Consider the following 20,722-nt stretch of genomic DNA (forward strand, 5'->3'; position numbering starts at 1 on the left):
GTGCTAGAGCGATGCGGCTAAGTAGTTTGTGGATAAATAGCCGTCGAACAATGAATGCTTGGGCTGTTCAACTTGGGGCCATGGTGCTGATGGCTCTATTGTCGTTGCCTGCCCAGGCGGAAAGCGTTCGTGAATTGTCAAGCTTTGCCGGTGTCCGCGATAACCAACTGGTAGGCTACGGCCTGGTGGTGGGTCTTGATAGCACCGGTGACCAAACGACGCAGGCACCATTTACCAGTCAAAGCCTGACCAATATGCTATCTCAGCTAGGGGTGACTGTACCTGCCGGCACGAACTTGCAACTGCGTAACGTGGCTGCCGTGATGGTAACGGCTGATCTCCCGCCATTCTCAAGGCCAGGACAGCGCTTAGATATCGTCGTTTCATCGATTGCCAACGCCCGCAGCTTGCGAGGTGGAACGCTGTTAATGACACCTTTAAAAGGTGCCGATGGTGATACCTATGCCATTGCCCAGGGCAACATGTTGGTCGGTGGGGCGGGCGCCCAAGCGGGAGGCAGCAGCGTGCAGATCAATCAGCAGGCATCAGGGCGTATTCCCAATGGCGCGATGGTTGAAAGGGAAGTGCCCCTTAACCTGGGCGGCAACGGTGGCATGCTGGAGTTACAGCTGAACGATTCAGATTTCGGCACCGTTCAGCGCATGGTGACGGCGATCAATAACGAGTTTGGCCAGTCAGTCGCCTATGCGCGCAACGGCCGTGTAATCGCCCTAGATGGCCCTACAGATGATAATGCCAGGGTCAATTTTATGGCCCGTGTTGAGAATGTCCAGGTAACGCCGACTCAAGCGCCGGCCCGGGTTGTACTGAATTCACGTACCGGCTCAGTAGTGATGAACAGTGCCGTCACGTTAAGAGAGGCCGCAGTAGCCCACGGCAGCCTGTCGATCATGATTGATACCCAGTTTGGTGTTAGCCAGCCTAACCCTTTTGGAGAGGGTGAGACGGTTGTAGTACCCGACGCGGATATCGATATTGAACAACAAGAGGCTTATCTACAAATCGTAGAGGGTGCGCAGCTCAACGAAGTGGTCAATGCACTGAATGCGTTAGGTGCTACCCCTCAAGACTTGATGTCAATTCTGGAAGCATTGAAAGCGTCGGGTTCACTGCGTGCTGAGCTGGAGGTTATTTAATGAGTGCAAGTGATATGACCAGCCAGTTCGCTCTGGATATGAATGGTTTTCAGCGACTTCAACACACCGCTCGCGTCGACCCTGAGGCTGGTGTAAATGGTGCCGCCCAGCAGTTTGAGGCACTTTTTATTCAAATGATGATGAAAAGTATGCGCGACGCGACACCCAGTTCACAGTTGATGAACAGCAGTGCGACGGATACCTATCAATCGATGCTGGATCAGCAGTGGTCACAGGTGATGGCATCGCGTGGAATGGGCCTTGCTGATGTCCTTGTTGAACAGCTGGAGCGCCAAGGCGCCATCTCAAAAGCGCAGCCCAATGCCGATCAAGAGTTACAAGCATTGATAGCTGGTATACCTCGTGGTACTCCTCGTGTGCTTGACGATTCATACGTGGCTAACGCTGACACGAGTGGAACCACAAATGCGCAGGGCAACGGTCAATTCTTAGCCGAGCTAGAGGCCATTCGCCAGGGCGTGGAGAGGGGGGCATTAGATGAGCCCGCGTTAACGCCGCTAGAGCAACATGGATCAGGGTATGTCGGTCAATTTATGCAAACGCTAACAGCCCCTGCCCAGGCGGCCAGTGCGACTACCGGAGTGCCTGCTGAATTAATTCTAGCCCAGGCAGCGTTGGAAACAGGCTGGGGGCGGCACGAAATTCCTACCCGCAATGGTAGCAATAGCCACAATCTGTTTGGTATCAAAGCGGGTAGTCATTGGCAGGGCGAAACGACTGATATCGTGACTCACGAATATATCAATGGCCGACGGACGCAGGTGGTCGATACTTTCCGCGTTTACGATTCGTTCGAGCATGCTTTTACTGACTACGCCAGCCTGATCGGCAATAATCCCCGCTATGCCGGTGTGGTACAAGCGCCGACTGCCGAGCACGCAGCGCGCGAGCTTCAGCGTGGTGGCTATGCCACGGATCCCCGCTATGCGGACAAACTGGTAGCGGTAATGAACACTATGGGCCCACTTAACCCAGGCGGCAATTTCCTAGCCGATTCCCGCTAGCCTTTTCCTCAAGTTTTTCTGCGCAGGGTCGATAGTTAGGTATCGGCATAAGGAATTCAACAATGAGCATGTTTACGATTGGATTAAGCGGTCTTAATGCGGCGCAGAATGCCCTCAATACTACCAGCAACAATATCAGTAATGTGTATACGCCTGGCTACAACCGGGAAATTACTATCCTGAACGAGAGTAATAATTCGGGGGTTCGTGTTGAGGATATCCAGCGTCAGTTCAATACCTTTGTTGCTGCGCAGTTGAACAACGCCAAATCCCAGTCGAGTGCTCTGAACGTCTATAGTAATCAAGTAACGCAAATTGATAATTTGCTAGCTGATCGTGCGGCTGGGCTTGCGCCATTGATGCAAGAGTTTTTCTCTTCACTTGAAGACTTGGCGAGCGCGCCTTCTGATCCCGCCTCGCGGCAGGGCGTTTTGGGATCAGCGAATACGCTGTCAGCACAATTCCGTTCATTTGACGGGTATCTTCAGGATTTGCAATCCGGCGTTAATGGTCAGATTAAAGACGAAATAACGCAGATTAATAATACGACGGCACAGATTGGCTCCATTAATCGTGAAATTTCACTGGCTCGCGCGCAGTTAGGCGAAGCACCTAACAGTTTGTTGAATCAGCGGGATCATCTAATCTCACAGCTCAACGAAAGAATGGATATTCGTCTGAATATCCAGGATGGAAAGACTTATAATCTAACACTGCCGAATGGCCAGCCGTTGGTCACGGGTGATACAGCTTATAAACTCGAGGCTATTGAGTCCCCCAATGACCCCCAGCGGGTTATTGTCGGCTATAAAGAAGGCGCACGCGGTAACGGTAACTTAATCGCTTTGGACGAAGGTTTGATTCGCGGAGGCGCATTAGGTGGGCTAATGAGTTTCCGTTCCGAAACACTTGATAAAACACAAAACCAGATCGGGCAGCTGTCTGCCTCTTTAGCGGTGGCTTTTAATAACCAACACCAGCAAGGAGTCGATTTAAACGGCGATCAGGGTAAGGCTTTTTTTAATCTGGGGCAGTCAAACGGTTACTTTAATGCTAATAATGATGGTAATGCGAGCGTTAAAGTAGCTATTGACCCTGACAATATTGATGCGTTGAGAGCAACAGACTATTCAATTAAAGTGACCGATGCGGTATCAACTCCTCCTACCTTCGAAGTAATCCGTAAAGATAATGGCTCAGAGGTTGAAACAAGCTTTGATGCTGCCTCAAATACTCTCAGTTTCGGGGGTGTGAATGTTGAGTTTGTCGATCTGAACACCGCACAGACCGGTGATCAGTTTGAGGTGCAGCCGGTTCGTCGTGTTGCTGGCGGTATGGATTCCGCGATTGTTGATCTTGATAAGATTGCCGCTGCTCGTTTGATTGAGCGCGAAGGTGATCTGGATATTAGCAAGTTGACTGCTGCAAGTGGTGCGTTCGCTAGCAGTGACGAATATAAGTTAGACGTCGATGGTGCTGGCAATCTTACCGTTCTACCTGCAACGACTGTAACCGTCACGCGGGGCGATACCGTACTTGCTACTGGTACTGCGCTTGAAGCGGGAGACAAAATCAGTATTGATGGTTTGGGTTTTACTCTGGATGCGCTGCCCAGCACCGGCTCAGCCAGTCTTACGGTTAGTCGTAGTGATGCTAGTGCAGGGGACAACCGTAACGCGTTAGCCTTGCAGAATCTTCAGAGCCAAGACGTTGTTGGAGGCCGCGCTTCAGTTAGTGGTGCTTACGCTGCTATCGTGAGCGATGTCGGTAACCGTACCAATATTGTTCAAGTTAATCTCGATGCGCGACAAGGTTTAACGGATCAGCTTAATGCCGTCCAGCAATCTGAATCAGGCGTCAATTTAGATGAAGAGGCTGCGAATTTAATCCGCTTCCAGCAGTACTATCAAGCAAATGCGCGGGTTATTGATACGGCTTCAACTATCTTCGATACGATTTTAGGTTTGCGTAGCTAACCTGTAGGAGTCATTATTTATGCGCATTAGCAGTGTGACGATGTTCGAGACCAGTACGGCTTCTTTGAACCGCCAACAAAGCGACTTCTTAAAGATTAGTCAGCAAATTGCTAGTGGTCGTCGGGTGGTTAATCCTTCGGACGATCCTCAGTCGGCTTCTCGGGCGGTGGGTGTTGACCAGGCTAAAGCTGTTACTGAGCAGTTTAGAGATTCGCGCGTTTCGGCACGTAATTCCCTCTCTCAGTCAGAAAGTATTATGAACAGTGTCACTGATGCAGTGATTAGCGCGAAAACACTGCTGGTACAGGCATCAAGCGACACCTTAAGCGATGTTGACCGCGAGTCAATTGCCAGTGAGCTTAAGGGCCTTTATGAATCGTTGATCGGCCAGGCAAATGCTACCGACGGTAATGGCCGTTATCTGTTTGGTGGCTATAAAGACAATGCCCCGCCATTTGTGAAAGCTGCCGATGGCACAGTGCAGTATCAGGGAGATAATAACGTACGTGAGCAGCGTGTCGATGCTTCCCGGTTGATGCCGGTTAACGATAATGGCATCACCATTTTTAAGAGCGTACCTAGTAGTGCTGGCTATGTTGCGGAAGCAACGAAAGATGATGGTAGTCCCAATAGTGGTAATGTGACATTTCGTGGTCCACAAGTAACAGATGTTAATGATGCCGATTATGGAACCGACTTCCGTATTACATTCACCAGCGATGACACATTCAATGTAGAAACGTTTGATGGTACTAACTGGACTGCTGTGCCTGCTCAAACAAGCGTGGCTTATACAGGTAATATCGGCGACTCTGCCCAGCAAGTAAGCTTTGCCGGTGTCACGATTGAATTAGAAGGCACGCCTGTGGGTGGTGTGAATGGTGATTCTATACTTGTTGCGCAAGCCGGTGGGGAGCAGCGCGAGCCCAACCTTTTCCGTACAATGGAGCAGGCGATCCGCGTACTGGAAAATCCTGCTGACAATCCGGCCAAGAAAGCAGATCTGCGTAATACCTTAAATACCTCCATGCGTGATTTGGATAATGCGCTTGATAATGTGTTAACGGTTCGTGCATCCGCAGGGGCACGCCTCAACGAGCTTGATGTGGTTGACGCCGTGGGAAGCAATAGAATGCTGAACTACACGCAGACGCTGTCCGACTTGGTAGACCTTGATTACGCTGACGCTATTTCTGAATATAGCTTACGTCAGGTCGGTATGCAGGCAGCCCAAAAGGCTTTTGTGGATATTAAAGGTTTGTCACTGTTTAACTATATGTAAGCTAAGAATAAGTTACAAGCTGCTTGCTTAACTCCCCTCCATCCTTATACGTTATTTATCGTGCAAGGATGGTTTTTTCTGGCATGTCAGTTTAGCGGCGCCAATTCTTCAATAAGTGCCTGCATGAATCCTATTCCTTGGGAAAATAAACGTTCTAAAAAGCTTCCCATATCGGTCATCAACACCATCATCAGAATCAGCCCCACAATAAGAGAGGTGGGAAAGCCAATATTGAAGACGGTTAACTGTGGGGCGGAACGGTTCAGTATACCCAATGCCAAGTTGATGGTAAGCAAGGAGCCCACCAGTGGTAACGCCAGTAGCATGCCTGAGGCAAAAATTGTGCCCGCATACCGGGCGAGTAACTCAAAAGCACCCGGGTTGAATGTCCCAATGCCAATAGGCAATGTTTGAAAGCTCATAATCAGGGTTTCAAGCACCATTAAATGGCCGTTCATGGCCAAAAACATGAGCAGGGTGATCATGTAGAGTATGCGCGAGAGCACCATAATGTTGGTACCACTGGAGGTATCAAAAAAGCTCGCAAACGCTAGGCCCATTTGCAGACCGATAAAATCCCCTGCGGCTTGAACAACAGCGAACATGATATGCATGACGAGCCCCATCGCCAGGCCAATTAGAATCTGTTCGATTATAATGCCCACCCCTGCCCAGGACATGACCGCTATATCTGGCATGGCCGGTAGAATCGGCGCAATCACAATGGCAATAAGGGCAGCAAGGCCGACTTTTGCTTGGTTGGGAATGCTAGAATGGCCCCAAAGAGGAGACGCCGCCATGAAAGCAGTAATGCGCGCAAACGGCCATAGGAAAGCCACCAACCACCCCTGCAGTTGTGCGAAAGTGACTTCCACCATAGAGTTACATCACCATACTGGGAATATTGGTAAATAGGCGGTGAGTAAAGTCGGTAATTAATCCAATTAGCCAGGGGCCAGCTAAAACCAGCACCGCGAACACAGCCAGAATTTTAGGAATAAACGTCAGCGTCATTTCATTAATTTGCGTTGCAGCCTGGAACAAACTGATAATAAGACCAGTTAAAAGTGCCGCCAGCAGCATGGGGCCAGCCAGGAGAAGCGTTACGCGCATACCTTGGTAAGCAATGCTCATCACCATTTCAGGGGTCATAGCTGTAGTCCTGTGTGCCGAATAAAACGACGTGGCCTATCGTATGTACAAAAAAAACTCAACGAAGCGCTATATCATGTAAAAGCTTTCTGCCATTGAGCCAATAATAAGCTGCCACCCATCGACTAAAATGAACAGCATCAGTTTAAAGGGTAATGAGATCGTAATAGGTGGAACCATCATCATACCCAGCGCCATCAGGGTACTGGCGACTACGAGGTCGATGATTAAAAACGGGATAAAAATAGTAAAGCCAATTTGAAATGCTGTTTTAAGTTCGCTAGTGACGTAAGCGGGTAATAATACGCGCATAGGCAACTCTTCTGGGCCTTGCATCGGCCCTACATCCGCTAAGCGAACGAACAAGGCCAAATCGGGCTCGCGCGTCTGGGCAAGCATGAATTCACGGAACGGGTCCTGAGCTAGCAGCAAAAATTCTTCAAAATTAATCGTTTCATTAGTCAGTGGTACCCAAGCGTTGTCGTATACCTGAGCCAATACAGGTGACATGATAAAAAAAGTTAAAAATAGCGCTATCCCTAAAAGTACTTGGTTAGGCGGCGTTGCCTGGGTGCCCATTGCCGTACGCAATAGGCTAAGCACAATGATGATACGAGTGAAGCTTGTCATCATTAGCAGCATGGAAGGTAAAAACGCTAGCGAGCTTAAAAAGAGCAGCGTTTGTAGTGAAAGCGACCACTGCTGTCCGCCGTCTTCTAGCGGTTGTGAAATAATGCCGGGAATCTGTTGCGCATGCACAGGGCTCGCCATAAAACTCGCGGCAATAATAACTAGCCATAGCGAGAGCTTAGCCATTTTGCTCTTCAAAACCATGCTTGTAAAAGCATCGGTTGTAAAAACACAGCTCTTAAAAGCACAGGGCCAAGAAAGATGCATCCAATGCCTCATGGCGTCTGATGTGGATCGGTGGGCGAGGATGGATCGGGGCGGCGACCGGCATCTAACGCTTTTGATAGGCGAAGCGAAAAGCGTGAGGGTGGAGCCGATGCGGTTGGCGAGCGCTCTTCTGGGGCTGGTCGCTCGTGCAGCTTAGTGATACGACCGCCGCCCACACCAACGACTAACCAGGTATCTTCCACTTCAACAATCACAATACGCTCACGATTGCCCACGGCAGTGCTACCCACAATTCGCAGATGAGCGCCATGGCGAGTGGTATGCTTGCTCCAGCGCTTTAAAAGTGCGGTGCAGATTAAAATGATCGCTATGACGAGAGCTAGAGCCGCTGCTGTCTTGCCTAGAACAGCCATGCCGATCAATGCCTCGCCACCGTTACCCAGTGCATCAAGCGAACCGTTCTGCGTCGAGGGAGTTGCAACGCTCATCGGTTCAATTTATGAATACGTTCAGACGGCGTGATGATTTCAGTAATACGAATACCATACTTATCTTCGATTACAACGACTTCGCCCTGAGCAATCAAGTAGCCATTAATCAAGATATCCATCGGCTCACCGGCCAGGCCCTCAAGCTCAATGACAGACCCTTGTGCTAGCTCTAGCAATTGCTTAATGGTTAATTTCGTGCGGCCCAATTCCACGGTGAGTTTCACCGGGATATCCATAATCATCTCAAGCTCACGCGCCTGGGAGGAGCCGCTGTCTGGGCTTAGCGGCCGGAAAATATCGTCACTCGCTGCTTTTGCTTTCGCTGCAGGTGCCGCGGGTTCTGGTGCAGCAGCTGCTTCTTCGTTCTCTTCAGCAGACTCTTGCTCTGCCATTGCGGCTGCCCAAGGATCTTCCTCTTCGCTAGCAGCATCAGCGCTAGATGTGGGCTCTTCTTGTTCGGACATGGCATCTGCCCAATCGTCGTCAGAGACGTTCTGATCAGGCTTATTGGGATCAGTCATGCTTTGGATTCCTTGGCTTTCTGTCGCGTAGACCCTTTAATAAAGTCCTTGGACGATGCGTTATTCATAGCGGCATGGTCAATCATATGTAGAACCCGCAGCGCATGCTGCTGACGTTGACTACCGTACTCACACTCCATGACGGGAACTCCGTCAACGCTTGCGGTGATAGAGCTCGGAATATCTAACGGTAGCACGTCGCCTTTTTTCAACCCCATTACATGGGCAATACGGCTGGGGATTTGAGCAAATTCAGCGACCAACTCTACTTCTGATTGACGGATTTCACTTGCCATGCGGCGGGACCAGCTGCCGTCTTGGTCGTGGTTGCTATCATTGATCGGGTTGGCCAGCAAATCTCGCAATGGCTCGATCATGGCGTATGGCATACATATCTGAAAATTGCTCGAAAGATTGCCAACTTCAATATTGAACTTGGTATTCACCACAATTTCATTGGGTGAATTAGTGATGTTGGCAAACTTCGACTGTACTTCTGAACGTAAAAAACTGACGTCAAGCGGGTAAACGACTTTCCAACCCTCTTGGTATGCATCAATGGCGAGATTGAGCAAGCGCTGTATAATACGCTGCTCAGTGTTTGTGAATTCCCGGCCGTCCGATTTGGTAACGAAGCGACCATCACCACCGAACAGGTTATCGACCACCATGAAAACGAGGTTAGGGGGAAATACCACCAGGGCTGAACCACGTAGCGGCTTCATAGATACAATGTTCAGGTTTGTAGGTACGGGAACATTGCGTGAGAACTCGCTAAAACTCTGATAACGCACTGATTCAACGGTAATGTCTGCGCTACGCCGTAATAGGTTGAACAAGCCAGTACGAAAATAGCGCGCAAAACGCTCGTTGATAAAATCAAGCGCATGCAAACGCTCACGAATAACGCGATGCTGAGTTGACGGGTCATACGGTCGAGTGCGTATTTCATCTTGCGCTTGGGAGGATGAAGCAGATGGCTCATCGTCTCCGCTAACGCCCTTCAGTAGGGCATCAATTTCTTCCTGGGACAGTAGATCGTCCTGTGACATGAACGGCTCCAGTTCCCGAGGTTATTGCACAATAAATTCGGTGAATAAAACTTCGCGCAAATCAAGCGGCGGCTGATTTTCCGTCAGCGGTACGTTCAGTCGATCAACAATCGCTTGCGCAAGTTGCTGCTTGCCTTCCGAAGAGGTCAGTTCATCAGCTTGCTTGCCAGATAGCAGCATCAACAAACGACTACGCACTTGGGGCATATGCTCTTCTAGAATGGCTTTACTCTCTTCATTACCCACGCGCAGTGTCACGCCTGTATAGAGTAAGCGTGAGCCATAGCTGTCATCGGCAAGATTGACGGTAAAAGGTTCAATCTGCATAAAAATAGGCGTCTGGCGCTCCATCGCCTGCTGCATCTCTGCGTCTTCTGAACCGTCATCACGTTGATCCATAACCATATAAATAGCCGCTGCTGCTCCTGCTGAAGACAGCAAGACCAGGATAATCATTATCCAGAGCAGTTTTTTTGACCCGCCGCTTTTTTCTGCCATTTGCGATTCCTGTGAACTCCATGCGTATCACTAGCAAAGTATTATGCCAAAAGCTCATGCTGGTGATGAAATGAACAGGCTCACTTGGCAAGCCTATCTTTTGGTTTAGCTATTTCATTTGAGTACCTAAGCGCGTAGTACTAGAAAGATCATTCCAGTTCTGGCGCCGCTACTTAAGCGTAAAGGTCTACACGCCCATCCAGTGTCAGCGAGCCACTTCCGGCGTTTTGGATAGGTGCTTCATCCGAACCCATCTCGCCGTTGTCACTGCCTGCTGTAGCGCCGTGTTTGCCGCTTGATTGGGCAAAAGCTTGATCATTGGGGTCGCGCTGTTCGCCGACCGACGTCTCACCTAGTGATATACCTTGCTCCGCCAGCGCTTCCCTTAGCTGGGGAATCGCCTGTTCGAGTACTTGTCTAACCTGGGCGTGGGCTGACAAAAAGTGTGCTTGAGCTCCCTGTTCACCAAACTTCAGGGAGATAGACAGTGGCCCTAGTTCTGCAGGGTTCAATTGCATCTGAACGTGCTGCTCGCCACCGCGCTGTGAAATCTGCACTAGCTGCTGGCTTAACTGCTGTGGCCAAGCGGGACTGGTGAGAGGTGTCGCTAAAGTAGTCGGTGTCGGCGTGACGGTGGGCGAAAAACCTTGAGTAGATTGCGATGTGGCTAACGGGCTGCTACCACTATTTAACAACATCCCGGTAAGTGAATGCTCACTACTAGGGCTTGTCTTCGAAGCCCCGTCTGTTGTTAATAGAGCGGCCATCAGGGCTTCGCTACTGATCTGGGGGGCTGCAGTGTGGGAGTTAATCTGCTGAGCTGAACTACCTGTGTTTATTTGAGAAAAGAAAGTATCAGGCTGTGCCCTTGGATCTCTTTGCATATCGGGGACAGGTGAGCGGATATTGGTTAGCTGAGCCGTCTCAACCGGTCGGGAGGGAGCGCTATTTTGCTGCCCTACTAAGACATTTAGTGCTGAGACAAGCTGCGCTGCTTCCGTTTGATTAATATCTAACTGATCAGCGATGATTTCCAGCGCTGCTGGAGCGATAGACTGCACAGGTCTACTCTTATCCATACTTAGAGACTGGAGGAGTGTTTTTAGTGCAGGTATATCGGCCAACTGAGCCGCTTCCGTTTGACCGATATTTAACTGTTTGGCGATTGCTTCCACTGTTGCTGGGGCAACTGGCGATTCCAACTGCGCTACAGGACTACTTTCGGTAAAAGAAGCCATAAGTGCAAGGCGGCCAGCAATCTCGTTAAGAGGAGTCGAGGCTTGCCCACCATTTAGCCCTAGCGTGCCCGTGCTGATGTCTGAATTCGGCAGTTGAAGCTGAGCAAGAAGCTCAGAAAAATCGCTCTCATTGATATCAAGCCGTAGAGTTTCCAGAGCTGCGCTTAAATTTTCAATGTCGACTTCTAATCCTGCTGATGCAAGAGAACTGAGTGCATTGAGCGTCGTTTGCTCCTGTGGTGCCTGAGAGGCGCTAATTTCACTAAACCTGGAAGCAGATAAGCGCGAAGTATCAGACGCTTGTAACAGCGCCTGGTGAAATAGGCCGTTGACTGGGTCTTGTCGGTTAAAAGCACCTGGAGACTGTGTCTGAGGTGAACCCTGGCTGACCGAAAGCAACTGGTGAATGTTCATATTCAGTTCCCTGGCACCGCTAATGCGGAGTGTCGTTATGTTGACGAGCCGCGCGGCTTGTCACCAAATCATCATTAGTTTTTTGTTCCTGACGCTCACTACGGCGATGCTCTTCTAATAGCCGACGTGACGCCAGTGTATCGTAGGACGAGAGCTTTCGCTGCTCTTGTTGCCAGTTCTTTTTACTCCGCTCAACGCTTGCCTGCTGAGAGGCTAACGCTTGTCGAGCGCGGCTTAGGGCCGCATCCAATGAGGCTAGGAACTGTTGATAGTTATACATAGTGGCAGGGTCAATGCCGTCGCGCATTGCTTTTTGCAAGCGTTCAGCGTACTCCGCTCGATAACTCAGCAGCGACTGAAGCTGAGCGATCGTTTGCTGTTCTGTTTGACGCTCTTGTGCCAGTATCTTGCCCGCTTGATCTCGGGCGCCTCTGGCTAGGTCGGTCAACATTTCGAGCTGTGATGTGCTCATGTGCGCCCTCCTACCAGTGCGTGCAGCGCTTGGCGAGCCTCCGCAAGCGTTGCACACTCATCAATATTTTGTTGAAGGAAGTTTTCTAACGATGGAAAGCGTTTCACTGCCTCGTCGAGCTGTGGGTCATGACCAGGGCTGTAGGCCCCCACGCTAATAAGATCCCGGTTACGCTGGTAGCGTGAGAACAGTTGCTTGAAAACTCGCGCTTCTTGCAACTGGTCGGGTGAAGCAATGGAGGTCATGGCACGACTAATTGAGGCTTCAATATCAATGGCCGGATAGTGACCGGCTTCCGCTAAGGTTCTCGACAGCACGATGTGCCCGTCTAGAATGGCGCGAGCTGAATCGGCAATAGGATCCTGCTGGTCATCGCCCTCCGTTAGAACGGTATAAAATGCCGTAATGGAGCCGCCGCCACGTTCAGCATTGCCTGCACGCTCTACTAATCCGGGTAGCTTGGCAAAAACTGAGGGTGGATAACCTTTGGTAGCGGGTGGCTCACCAATTGCCAGAGCAATTTCCCGCTGCGCCATGGCATAGCGTGTTAGTGAGTCCATAATCAGCAAAACATCGCGACCTTCGTCGCGAAAACCTTCTGCCAAGCGCGTCGCATAAGCGGCACCTTGCAGACGCTGCAGTGGAGATGTGTCAGCAGGAGCGGCGACGACGACAGCGCGCCGTCGACCCTCAGGGCCCAAAATGTTATCGATAAAGTCCTGTACTTCCCGGCCCCGCTCGCCAATCAAGCCAACCACAATTACGTCAGCTTTGGTGTAGCGGGCCATCATGCCTAGCAGTACTGATTTACCTACCCCCGAACCTGCAAAGAGCCCCATTCGCTGACCTCGCCCTACGCAGAGCAGTGCATTAATAGCGCGAATGCCGACGTCAATTTGCGCATCAATTGGCGCGCGAGAAAGCGGATTGAGAGGCGGTGAGCTAAGCGTTGTTCGGGGTACCTCATCGACGCCCTCTCGATCATCAAGCGGATTGCCGTTGCCATCCAGTACCCGGCCCAACAGGCTCTCGCCCATAGGGAAGCGGCGGGCACTGTTGTTGCCGCTTTCATCCAGAGGGGCAACGCGAGCGCCAGGCATTAGCCCAATGACCTCTTCCAAAGGCATTAGGAAGAGCTTGTCACCAGAAAAGCCGACGACTTCCGCTTCGGCATGCCGATCACTGTCGGTCAAGCGACCGTCGCTGCCCGGCAATTCAATCCGACAGGCACTTCCCACGGCTACGCGCAGCCCTACCACCTCAATTACCATCCCAGTCGCGCGAATAACGCGGCCGCTATTGCGGTAGCGAGGCAAGTGACTGACACGTTGCTGTGTACGTCGCAATGCCTTATTCCAGCGATGTTGATGGGGACAGGTGGTATCTGCCATAGCGTATCCGCCTAGGATGAAGGAGCATTAGAAGAAGGTGGGGAGTTGAGGCTACGTTTGCGCGATTGGGTTTGGATGGCATGCCAGCGGCTTTCAAAGGTAGCGTCAATTTCACCCTGGGCACTGGTTACCCGGCAGCCGCCACGGGCAAGCTGGTCATCTGGCTGCAGCTTCCAGTTGGCGGCCCTGAGTTCATTGCCTAAGTGCTCTTCTACGAGAGCGTGATCATCGGGGTTGAGCCAAAGCCGCTGCTGGCCTACCAAGGGTGGCTCGGTGTGCAGTAGCTCGCGGACGATGGCCAAAATTTGTTCAGGTGCCTCCTGCAGGGCATCACTAGCCAGCTGTTTGCCAGTGGCTAGTGCTAACTCGACCAAGTCGTAGGCGATGGTGTCATCAAGGCGTTCAAGCGCGTCCGAAAACTGTTTGGCTAGAGTTTCCAGTGGCGCCAACGTCTTGCGGATTTGTGCTTCTAACTCAGTTTTTGCCTGTTCGGCAGCTTCCTCTAAACCCTTTTCAAGCCCCTCTTTGTGACCCTGATCAAAGCCAGCGTCATAGCCCTCTTTCTCGGCTTGCTGGCGAATACGCTCATAAAGTGCCTGGCGTTCACTCTCTTCACGCTGGCGTGCCAGCTCGGCCGCTTTTTGTGCTGCCTGTACTTTACGCTGGTGAGCCGTTGGCACCTCGCCCTCAGGGGCGTGGTTACTCTGCGTGGTTGCCAGCTCATCCATTTGCCAGCGACGCCAATCCCCGTGGCGATCAAATTTCGGCGAATGAGTATTAGACATACTCGTCGTCTCCACCTGCCAGGACGATTTCACCCGAATCAGCTAAACGCCTTACGACCTGCAAAATGGCTTTTTGCTCGGTTTCCACCTGAGAGACGCGGATTGGGCCGCGGGCTTCCATGTCTTCGCGAACCAAGTCGGCAGCGCGCTGTGACATATTGCGCAGGAATTTGTCCACCAAGGCGTCCTGAGCCCCTTTGAGTGCTACCACCAACGAGTTGGTATCGACTTCTTGCAGAACCATTTGAATAGCGCGGTTGTCGAGATCCAGCAGATTCTCGAACAGGAACATTTCATCGATAATTTTCTGAGCCAAATCTTCGCTGTGCGCACGCACGGTCTCGATAGCGGTCTCCTCTTGGGAGGAGTTCATCAGGTTGAGGATCTCAGCAGCCGTTCTTACGCCGCCCATTTTGCTGCGCTTGAGGTTCTGGCCGTCCAGCATGCTGGTGAGCACTTCGGTTAGCTCTTGCAGTGCGGCGGGCTGAACACCGCTGAAAGTAGCGATACGAAGAACTACGTCATTGCGCAGTTTTTCCTCGAATAGCTCCAGGATATCGGAGGCTTGATGGCGATCCAGATGCACTAGAATCGTAGCGATAATTTGCGGATGCTCGTCGCGAATGAGTTCGGCCACCATGGAGGCTTCCATGAGGTTAAGCGCGTCAATGCCTGAATTATTGCCAGTGGTCTCTAGTATATCTTCAATTAGACTCGACGCGCGTTCGCTGCCCAGCGCTTTGGTCAGCACTGAGCGAATGTGCTCGCTGGAGTTAAGGTTAAGCGCTACAAACTCTTCGGTCTCTTTATGGAATGCTTCGAGCACGGCCTTCATGTCGTCATGGGAGACCTGGTTCAGTCGAGCCATCTCCATACTAATTTCTTGCACTTCATTAGCTCCGAGGTACTTAAACACCTCGGCGGCACTGTCTTCATCGAGTGCAAGCAATAAGATGGCGCTCTTGCGAGCCCCGCTCATTCCAGCAATTGAACTACTCATTGGCATGCATCCAGCTACGAATGATCATCGCGACCATGCGGGGGTCTTCTTGAGCCATTTCACGCAGGTCATTGAGGTTATGCTCATAGAGTGAGGTCTTACGCCGACGCTTCGGTTTGGCGTAGGTCTCATCGCTCTCGCCTATTGACTCTTCGTTCTCTTCGTCGTCATCTTCGCCGCCTACGCTGGCGGCCAGCGTGCCGCCAGGCGCCGATGTCGCCATAACCGGTGTTTGGGTATAGCGCTTAATTAAGGGGCGTAAAATTAGCAAGTAGAGCAATAGAATCGCTAGCGCCACCAGTAGGTAGCGACCCACTTTGCCAGCAAGTGAAAGAACGCTGGGGTCTTTCCACCACTCGACCTCTGCGGTTTCCTCAGTACTACGCGCGAAGGGAGAGTTAACGACTTCAACTTCATCGCCGCGCAGTTGTGAGAAGCCCATGGCTTGACGAACCAGGCGCTCGATCTGAGCAACTTCTTCATCGGTAAGCGCAACGTCGACCCACTCGCCTTCATCGTTCATTTCCGAGCGGTAGTTTACAACCACTGCGGCGGATAGCCGCTCTATCTGGCCAAGGCGGTGCTGGACATGCTCAATACTGCGATCAACTTCATAGTTGATCACGTCATCTTGACGCAAGTTGCGCAACGCTTCAGGGGGCAGATCCTCTTGCTGGTTGGCTTCCTCTTCCTCGCCTTCTGGCTGGTTGATGGGGGAGGGTAGTGTGCCCGGCGGCGTGTTGCTCAGCGCGCCTGGAATACCGGTGGCCAATGGGTCTTCACCGTCAAAGGTGAGGCTCAACTGACGGCTACGAACGGCTGCTTCGTTGGGAGGCTGATTGGGTCCGTAGCGTTCAGAGGTCTGCTCGCGCCGAGAGAAGTCGATTTGCGCTGCAACCTGGGCGCGCACGTTATCGCGACCCAGAATGGGCGTTAGAATATGCTCAATTCGCTGCTGGTAAGAGCGTTCGACTTCGACAATATATTCAAGCTGTGAACCATCAAGGTCATTGCCGTTGCTCGTTTCGGCAGACAGTAGTCGGCCATCCTGATTAACCACCGTGACATCTTCAGCGGCTAGCTCAGGCACGCTACCCGAGACCATATGTACGATCGCGCTGACTTGACCTTCGCCCAAAATGCGGCCAGGTAAAAGGGTCAGCACAACGGATGCCTTAGCGGGCTCGCGATCCCGAATAAATACCGATGGCTTGGCCATGGATAGGTGAACCCTCACACTTTCAACCGGCCCAAGCGATTCAATGGAACGCGCAAGCTCGCCTTCCAGCCCCCGCTGATAATTAATCTGCTCAGCGAACTGGCTAATTCCAAATGCTTGGCTATCCATCAGCTCCAGGCCAAGATTGCCACCGCGGGGCAGGCCCTGTTCAGCAAGCTGTAAACGTAGCGTGTGGACTTGGTCGCTAGGCACCATTAGCGCTTGGCCGTTTTGGCTGAACTGGTAAGGGACACCGCGGGTATCAAGCTCACTAATGATGCTACCACCATCAGCTTCGCTTAAGTTGCTGTAAAGCACGCGGTACTCAGGACTGCTGGCCCACATAAAGAGAGCCGCCACAATAGCAATTGAGGCGGCACCTGCGATAAGCAGTGCAACTAGCGGATTGCCACGCAGCTGTTTCAGCGTACGCTCAACAGCTGAGCCGCTGGTGTTACGTTCGGTGTTTTCACTACCTGTGCTTCCACTATTGATATTTCCACTGCGGGGAGCGGCTTGATTCGTACTATTTTGACGGCCTGCCGTTGCACCGGTTTCGCTCATGCGACCCTCCAGAGGGGCAGGCAAAACTGGTGTCGGCCCAGGCGCATCACCAAAGAAGGCATAGGCTATATCCGTCAATCGCGGTTATCCGCCAAAAAGATGAGGCGGAATTGTGATGACAGCCATTATCCGGTGACTAGTCGAGCATAAAGGAACGATAAGCTTCGTTTTTTATGCGCAATTGTCCGTATGAGGAGTGGCGCTTTGGTGTTAGGCTTTTTTCATTAGATATTTTTTGCGAATTGAGGTGAATATATGAGTGCCCCCGCAATACAGGCTGCGCTACAGCAGATGCAAGGCATGGCGACTCAGGCGTCTTCCACGCAGTCCTTCAGCAGTGCTCAGGCGTCAGCTGTTGTTGGGCACGGTGGTTTTGGCGGTGAGTTGCAGGCTTCGATTCAGCGCATTAACCGGCTTCAGCAGACGGCTAACAGTCAGGCAATGGCATTTCAGGCGGGGGATCCTAATTTGCAGCTTAATGACGTGATGGCTGACATGCAGAAATCCAGCGTTGCGTTTCAAATGGGGCTTCAGGTTCGCAACCGTCTGGTTTCTGCATATCGTGATGTTATGAATATGCAAGTTTAGGGTTTCTATATCACGCATTAAGCTTCAATTGAGATGATTCGACCCTGCATTTCTTCAAGTCGCTCGGCAATTTTGAGCACTTCTTCTGCTGGGATCTGGCGTATCACGTCGCCAGATTCTCTGTCAACGACTCGCGTAATCACGCGTGACGTTTCCTCGCTTAACTCGAACTCTAAGCCTCGTGGCCGCATTGTCTCGTTAATTCTCTGAATGGGCTTGACGAGTTCTTCGGCTGATATTTCCTGTTCATTAGTGTCTGTTTTTTTAATTTGAGTGTTAGCTGTTGCTAGCTGAGCTAGGGTGTTTTCGAGTCGTTGGCTAGGGTTTAAGTGGGCTAGGCCTGATGACTGTAGCGTTGTCGCTTCGGTGGGTAGTGAACTCATGGGGCACGTTCCTCCTCTAGGATCAGCTCTGGCGGCCAATTAGTGGTGCAACAGCAGGAGCGGCAGCCATAGCTCGGAATTTTACTTATCAATAAACGTTTCTATTCCAATATCGGCAGTTAGCTAAAAAACTTTACGCTTGCCAGCGTGACGTTGTGTTTTCTGGTTCTTGGGAGTATCGGCTATATGACCTTATCACTCTGTTTGCTATGACTTGCCTAATAAGTATGAAAATGGTGTCTTTTTGTGCATGCGACACGCGGTTGGCATCTGATATGCTTCTCTACTTTGCGGTGAGCTAATTAACGCATAAGAGTAAGCGAGGCGAGAATGGTGGCGCAGCAGGATGAGTTTGAAACAATAGTAAGTACAACAGTGATCGAGTCTCTGCTGAATACCTTGATCGAAACTGGCGGCGTTTCGCTCTGCCTTGCCGCAGATAATGCACGCCCAGAGCCGATTGTATTGATGGAGCAGCACCAAGGCCAAACATTGGTGATGGATCTTTCCTCTATTGATTATTTGCTTCACCGCTTGCAGGGCGGTGCTGAGTTTTACTTGCGTGGGCAGGCGCAGGGGAAGGTGGTGCAAACGCCGCTATTACAATTGACAGAGACTCGCCAGACTGGGGGGCGCTTTTTGTGTTGCAGTGATTATCCTGCATCGCTGGAAGTGTTGCAGCGCCGTGAATCCTTCCGCGCTGAGCTGCGTATGGGGATGGTGGTGCAGGCAGGATTGCATGATGGTGATGCCGAGGTAGAGGGTGAGTTGCGGGATTTATCCCAGGATGGCTGCCAGCTTGAATTGCCATTGGCTGCTAGCGGCCTATTGGCGGAGGCGGCAAATCCTCTGAAGTTAACGTTTACCTTCCCTGATGGCACCTACTTTGAAGTGCTTGGAGCGGCTCGTCATCAAAAAACCGACGCTGGGCGCCACCTGCTGCGTGTCGGTTTCAGCTTCGTTGAGTGTAGTGCGGAGCAAGAGCGGCAAATTTGGTATTTTGTGTGTGAAATAGAGCGTGAAGCGGCTCGTTATAAAAAAGAGGAGCAGGGCGAGCGCCAGCCCTCGCCCCTGTTTGCGCTGCCCAGCAAGCGATCAGGGGCGGGAGAGCTGCTTGGGCGACGTGATGTCAAGCGCTACGCTACTCCCATGGCCCGTCGGCTGGTAAAAGTGGCCGCCTATCTGGATGCGCAGCTGCTGTCGTTACAGCAAGGTAGCGATATCGATGGACGCCAGCTCTCCCGCTATGCTGATCGCATATTGGATCTTCACGAAGAAGATCGAGAAGCACTGTTATTCGCCTCTCGCTGCTTATCTCCTGAGCCGCTGATCGTGCGCCACGGAATTGCTGTCGCCATTCACTTGCTCGATTTTGTGGGTGCCAGTATGCCCCGCGAGCTGCGTAAGGCGATAGTGGCCAGCGGCCTTATTCACGACTTAGGTAAGGCGTTAGTGCCTCAGGTGCTGTTCAAGGCGCCGCACTTTGAGGCGAGTCATCGAAAGGCGATCAGTGAGCATGTTCAATTGCTGCTTGATCGCCTACGAAGCTGCCAGTGGTTGTCCCCGGGCGTTGTTCAAGCGGTGGTTGGTGGCATAAACGAGCGTATGGATGGTAGTGGTTATCCGGGCGGCTTGAGTGGGAGCGATCTAAATGAATTGGCTAAGGCCAGTGCTATTGTCGATGTTGTCGAAGCGATGCGACGTGATCGCGCTGATCGACCTGCTAAAACCGTACAGCAAATTTATCGGCATTTATTACAGCACCCTCACCAATTTGATATGCGCTGGATTAAGCGCTACATCGAGCACTTTAAAGGCCTGCCTGTGGGCTCCCTGGCGCGTTTTTCCAGTCAACAGCAAGGCTGGGTGTTGCGTATCGATGCTAATGGGAACCCTACGGAGGTGTTGCTTGCACCAAAGGTAGAGTCGCCCATGCGCGATAATATAGGCGCGGTGGTGCGCAACAATATTTCTGAGCGGCTTGGAAGAGCCGTCGGTGAGATCGCCGTGTCTACGTGAAGGTGCGCCCACTTAAATTAAGGTATTGGCAAAGGTTAAGCCGCCTCTTGTTATCATTTGATAGTCTAAAAAAAGCGCTGTCAATTGTTAAAGTCTCCCAAGCTCACGCCGATAGGTACTAGTAGTACCGGATGTTGTTTATTTTTAACTTTTAATATTCGTGGTTTCTCCCATCTCAGGGCGAACAAGAATCCACGCACAGGAGTTCCGCTTATGACTTACTCTCGCGGTGGCGCCGCTTATGGGCAGGGGGCTAATGCTTATGCGCGTGTTGGCGTAGAAAGCGGAGTGATGTCGGCAGACCCCCATCAGCTGATTGTGATGCTATTTGACGGCGCCCAGGCCGCTATCCGTGCGGCACGTATTCATATCCAGGCAGGTAATACGGCCGAGAAAGGCAAGTCAATATCGAAAGCGCTGGATATTGTAAATAACGGTCTGGTAGCCGCTCTTGATCAAGAGCAGGGCGGCGAGATCGCCGAGCGCTTAGCATCGCTTTATGACTATATTGCTCGCCTGTTGTTGGCAGCAAATTTGCGTAACGATGAAGAGAGCTTAAATCAGGCCGAACGCCTGCTCGAAGATATCGCCTCAGCCTGGCGTGATATTGGTCAACAGCAGAGCGCGTGAGGCAATA

At 51.5% G+C, this 20,722-nt stretch carries 21 protein-coding genes; 7 read left to right on the forward strand and 14 right to left on the reverse strand.

The window, feature by feature from the left end; genetic code table 11:
- Positions 1-50: 50 nt before the first annotated feature.
- From SR894_RS00085 to flgL, 4 genes are all read left to right on the forward strand, one after another.
- Positions 51-1,157, forward strand: coding sequence for a flagellar basal body P-ring protein FlgI (locus SR894_RS00085; RefSeq protein ID WP_133733419.1), 1,107 nt, complete (start codon positions 51-53; stop codon positions 1,155-1,157).
- On the forward strand, positions 1,157-2,182 hold the full coding sequence (gene flgJ / locus SR894_RS00090) for a flagellar assembly peptidoglycan hydrolase FlgJ (protein WP_133733420.1): 1,026 nt from the start codon (positions 1,157-1,159) through the stop codon (positions 2,180-2,182). The genes SR894_RS00085 and flgJ overlap by 1 nt, the downstream gene beginning before the upstream one ends.
- A 62-nt stretch (positions 2,183-2,244) precedes the next feature.
- Positions 2,245-4,158: a flagellar hook-associated protein FlgK gene (gene flgK, locus SR894_RS00095; protein WP_133733421.1), complete on the forward strand. Its 1,914-nt coding sequence runs from the start codon at positions 2,245-2,247 to the stop codon at positions 4,156-4,158.
- Between the two features lie 19 nt (positions 4,159-4,177).
- Positions 4,178-5,440, forward strand: a complete 1,263-nt coding sequence (flgL, locus tag SR894_RS00100) for a flagellar hook-associated protein FlgL (protein WP_133733422.1) — start codon at positions 4,178-4,180, stop codon at positions 5,438-5,440.
- An 86-nt stretch (positions 5,441-5,526) separates the two neighbouring features.
- Here flgL and fliR read toward each other — a convergent pair whose 3' ends face one another.
- The 13 genes from fliR to fliF all read right to left on the reverse strand — a co-directional run bounded on the left by fliR (position 5,527) and on the right by fliF (position 17,095).
- Positions 5,527-6,318, reverse strand: a complete 792-nt coding sequence (fliR, locus tag SR894_RS00105) for a flagellar biosynthetic protein FliR (protein ID WP_133733423.1) — start codon at positions 6,316-6,318, stop codon at positions 5,527-5,529.
- A 4-nt stretch (positions 6,319-6,322) separates the two neighbouring features.
- Positions 6,323-6,592 carry a flagellar biosynthesis protein FliQ gene (fliQ, locus tag SR894_RS00110; RefSeq protein ID WP_133733424.1) on the reverse strand — a complete coding sequence of 90 codons (270 nt, stop codon included), beginning with the start codon at positions 6,590-6,592 and terminating at the stop codon, positions 6,323-6,325.
- Between the two features lie 69 nt (positions 6,593-6,661).
- Entirely contained in the window at positions 6,662-7,363 is a 702-nt protein-coding gene (fliP, locus tag SR894_RS00115; RefSeq protein ID WP_273195367.1) for a flagellar type III secretion system pore protein FliP, read from the reverse strand.
- 134 nt (positions 7,364-7,497) lie between these two features.
- A complete protein-coding gene (fliO, locus tag SR894_RS00120; protein ID WP_223289160.1) occupies positions 7,498-7,938 on the reverse strand; it encodes a flagellar biosynthetic protein FliO in 441 nt (146 codons plus the stop codon).
- Positions 7,935-8,462 (reverse strand): flagellar motor switch protein FliN, encoded by a 528-nt coding sequence (gene fliN, locus SR894_RS00125; RefSeq protein ID WP_133733426.1) that lies wholly within the window; start codon positions 8,460-8,462, stop codon positions 7,935-7,937. Before fliN ends, fliO begins: the two co-directional genes overlap by 4 nt.
- A complete protein-coding gene (gene fliM / locus SR894_RS00130) occupies positions 8,459-9,514 on the reverse strand; it encodes a flagellar motor switch protein FliM (RefSeq protein ID WP_133733427.1) in 1,056 nt (351 codons plus the stop codon). The genes fliN and fliM overlap by 4 nt, the downstream gene beginning before the upstream one ends.
- Positions 9,515-9,535: 21 nt before the next feature.
- Positions 9,536-10,012, reverse strand: a complete 477-nt coding sequence (gene fliL, locus SR894_RS00135) for a flagellar basal body-associated protein FliL (RefSeq protein ID WP_133733428.1) — start codon at positions 10,010-10,012, stop codon at positions 9,536-9,538.
- A gap of 173 nt (positions 10,013-10,185) precedes the next feature.
- Positions 10,186-11,664 carry a flagellar hook-length control protein FliK gene (locus tag SR894_RS00140; RefSeq protein ID WP_223289161.1) on the reverse strand — a complete coding sequence of 493 codons (1,479 nt, stop codon included), beginning with the start codon at positions 11,662-11,664 and terminating at the stop codon, positions 10,186-10,188.
- 19 nt (positions 11,665-11,683) lie between these two features.
- Entirely contained in the window at positions 11,684-12,136 is a 453-nt protein-coding gene (gene fliJ / locus SR894_RS00145) for a flagellar export protein FliJ (RefSeq protein ID WP_133733430.1), read from the reverse strand.
- Positions 12,133-13,527, reverse strand: coding sequence for a flagellar protein export ATPase FliI (fliI, locus tag SR894_RS00150; RefSeq protein ID WP_133733431.1), 1,395 nt, complete (start codon positions 13,525-13,527; stop codon positions 12,133-12,135). The genes fliJ and fliI overlap by 4 nt, the downstream gene beginning before the upstream one ends.
- Positions 13,528-13,538: 11 nt before the next feature.
- Entirely contained in the window at positions 13,539-14,312 is a 774-nt protein-coding gene (locus SR894_RS00155) for a flagellar assembly protein FliH (protein ID WP_133733432.1), read from the reverse strand.
- The gene (fliG, locus tag SR894_RS00160; protein WP_223289162.1) at positions 14,305-15,312 is read right to left on the reverse strand and encodes a flagellar motor switch protein FliG; all 1,008 of its coding nucleotides are present in this window, start codon (positions 15,310-15,312) and stop codon (positions 14,305-14,307) included. Before fliG ends, SR894_RS00155 begins: the two co-directional genes overlap by 8 nt.
- Positions 15,305-17,095, reverse strand: coding sequence for a flagellar basal-body MS-ring/collar protein FliF (gene fliF, locus SR894_RS00165; RefSeq protein WP_223289163.1), 1,791 nt, complete (start codon positions 17,093-17,095; stop codon positions 15,305-15,307). The genes fliG and fliF overlap by 8 nt, the downstream gene beginning before the upstream one ends.
- Before the next feature lie 255 nt (positions 17,096-17,350).
- Here fliF and fliE point away from each other — a divergent pair, with 255 nt between their 5' ends.
- The gene (gene fliE, locus SR894_RS00170; protein ID WP_133733434.1) at positions 17,351-17,683 is read left to right on the forward strand and encodes a flagellar hook-basal body complex protein FliE; all 333 of its coding nucleotides are present in this window, start codon (positions 17,351-17,353) and stop codon (positions 17,681-17,683) included.
- Between the two features lie 17 nt (positions 17,684-17,700).
- On the opposite strand, the gene SR894_RS00175 is transcribed toward fliE, so the two are convergent.
- Complete coding sequence (locus SR894_RS00175; protein WP_133733435.1) at positions 17,701-18,066, reverse strand: flagellar protein FlaG; 366 nt, start codon at positions 18,064-18,066, stop codon at positions 17,701-17,703.
- A gap of 330 nt (positions 18,067-18,396) precedes the next feature.
- Here SR894_RS00175 and SR894_RS00180 point away from each other — a divergent pair, with 330 nt between their 5' ends.
- Together SR894_RS00180 and fliS are read left to right on the forward strand one after the other, a co-directional pair.
- Positions 18,397-20,085 carry an HD domain-containing phosphohydrolase gene (locus SR894_RS00180; RefSeq protein WP_133733436.1) on the forward strand — a complete coding sequence of 563 codons (1,689 nt, stop codon included), beginning with the start codon at positions 18,397-18,399 and terminating at the stop codon, positions 20,083-20,085.
- A gap of 213 nt (positions 20,086-20,298) precedes the next feature.
- Positions 20,299-20,715, forward strand: coding sequence for a flagellar export chaperone FliS (gene fliS, locus SR894_RS00185; RefSeq protein WP_133733437.1), 417 nt, complete (start codon positions 20,299-20,301; stop codon positions 20,713-20,715).
- Positions 20,716-20,722: the final 7 nt, after the last annotated feature.

This window comes from Vreelandella neptunia (assembly GCF_034479615.1).
GTDB lineage: Bacteria > Pseudomonadota > Gammaproteobacteria > Pseudomonadales > Halomonadaceae > Vreelandella > Vreelandella neptunia.

What these genes read in the sequence shown, in the direction of transcription:
- SR894_RS00085 (WP_133733419.1), top strand. Translation starts at nt 51, where the DNA reads ATGAATGCTTGGGCTGTTCAACTTGGGGCCATGGTGCTGATGGCTCTA.
- flgJ (WP_133733420.1), top strand. Translation starts at nt 1,157, where the DNA reads ATGAGTGCAAGTGATATGACCAGCCAGTTCGCTCTGGATATGAATGGT.
- flgK (WP_133733421.1), top strand. Translation starts at nt 2,245, where the DNA reads ATGAGCATGTTTACGATTGGATTAAGCGGTCTTAATGCGGCGCAGAAT.
- flgL (WP_133733422.1), top strand. Translation starts at nt 4,178, where the DNA reads ATGCGCATTAGCAGTGTGACGATGTTCGAGACCAGTACGGCTTCTTTG.
- fliR (WP_133733423.1), bottom strand. Translation starts at nt 6,318, where the DNA reads ATGGTGGAAGTCACTTTCGCACAACTGCAGGGGTGGTTGGTGGCTTTC.
- fliQ (WP_133733424.1), bottom strand. Translation starts at nt 6,592, where the DNA reads ATGACCCCTGAAATGGTGATGAGCATTGCTTACCAAGGTATGCGCGTA.
- fliP (WP_273195367.1), bottom strand. Translation starts at nt 7,363, where the DNA reads ATGGCGAGCCCTGTGCATGCGCAACAGATTCCCGGCATTATTTCACAA.
- fliO (WP_223289160.1), bottom strand. Translation starts at nt 7,938, where the DNA reads ATGAGCGTTGCAACTCCCTCGACGCAGAACGGTTCGCTTGATGCACTG.
- fliN (WP_133733426.1), bottom strand. Translation starts at nt 8,462, where the DNA reads ATGACTGATCCCAATAAGCCTGATCAGAACGTCTCTGACGACGATTGG.
- fliM (WP_133733427.1), bottom strand. Translation starts at nt 9,514, where the DNA reads ATGTCACAGGACGATCTACTGTCCCAGGAAGAAATTGATGCCCTACTG.
- fliL (WP_133733428.1), bottom strand. Translation starts at nt 10,012, where the DNA reads ATGGCAGAAAAAAGCGGCGGGTCAAAAAAACTGCTCTGGATAATGATT.
- SR894_RS00140 (WP_223289161.1), bottom strand. Translation starts at nt 11,664, where the DNA reads ATGAACATTCACCAGTTGCTTTCGGTCAGCCAGGGTTCACCTCAGACA.
- fliJ (WP_133733430.1), bottom strand. Translation starts at nt 12,136, where the DNA reads ATGAGCACATCACAGCTCGAAATGTTGACCGACCTAGCCAGAGGCGCC.
- fliI (WP_133733431.1), bottom strand. Translation starts at nt 13,527, where the DNA reads ATGGCAGATACCACCTGTCCCCATCAACATCGCTGGAATAAGGCATTG.
- SR894_RS00155 (WP_133733432.1), bottom strand. Translation starts at nt 14,312, where the DNA reads ATGTCTAATACTCATTCGCCGAAATTTGATCGCCACGGGGATTGGCGT.
- fliG (WP_223289162.1), bottom strand. Translation starts at nt 15,312, where the DNA reads ATGAGTAGTTCAATTGCTGGAATGAGCGGGGCTCGCAAGAGCGCCATC.
- fliF (WP_223289163.1), bottom strand. Translation starts at nt 17,095, where the DNA reads ATGAGCGAAACCGGTGCAACGGCAGGCCGTCAAAATAGTACGAATCAA.
- fliE (WP_133733434.1), top strand. Translation starts at nt 17,351, where the DNA reads ATGAGTGCCCCCGCAATACAGGCTGCGCTACAGCAGATGCAAGGCATG.
- SR894_RS00175 (WP_133733435.1), bottom strand. Translation starts at nt 18,066, where the DNA reads ATGAGTTCACTACCCACCGAAGCGACAACGCTACAGTCATCAGGCCTA.
- SR894_RS00180 (WP_133733436.1), top strand. Translation starts at nt 18,397, where the DNA reads ATGGTGGCGCAGCAGGATGAGTTTGAAACAATAGTAAGTACAACAGTG.
- fliS (WP_133733437.1), top strand. Translation starts at nt 20,299, where the DNA reads ATGACTTACTCTCGCGGTGGCGCCGCTTATGGGCAGGGGGCTAATGCT.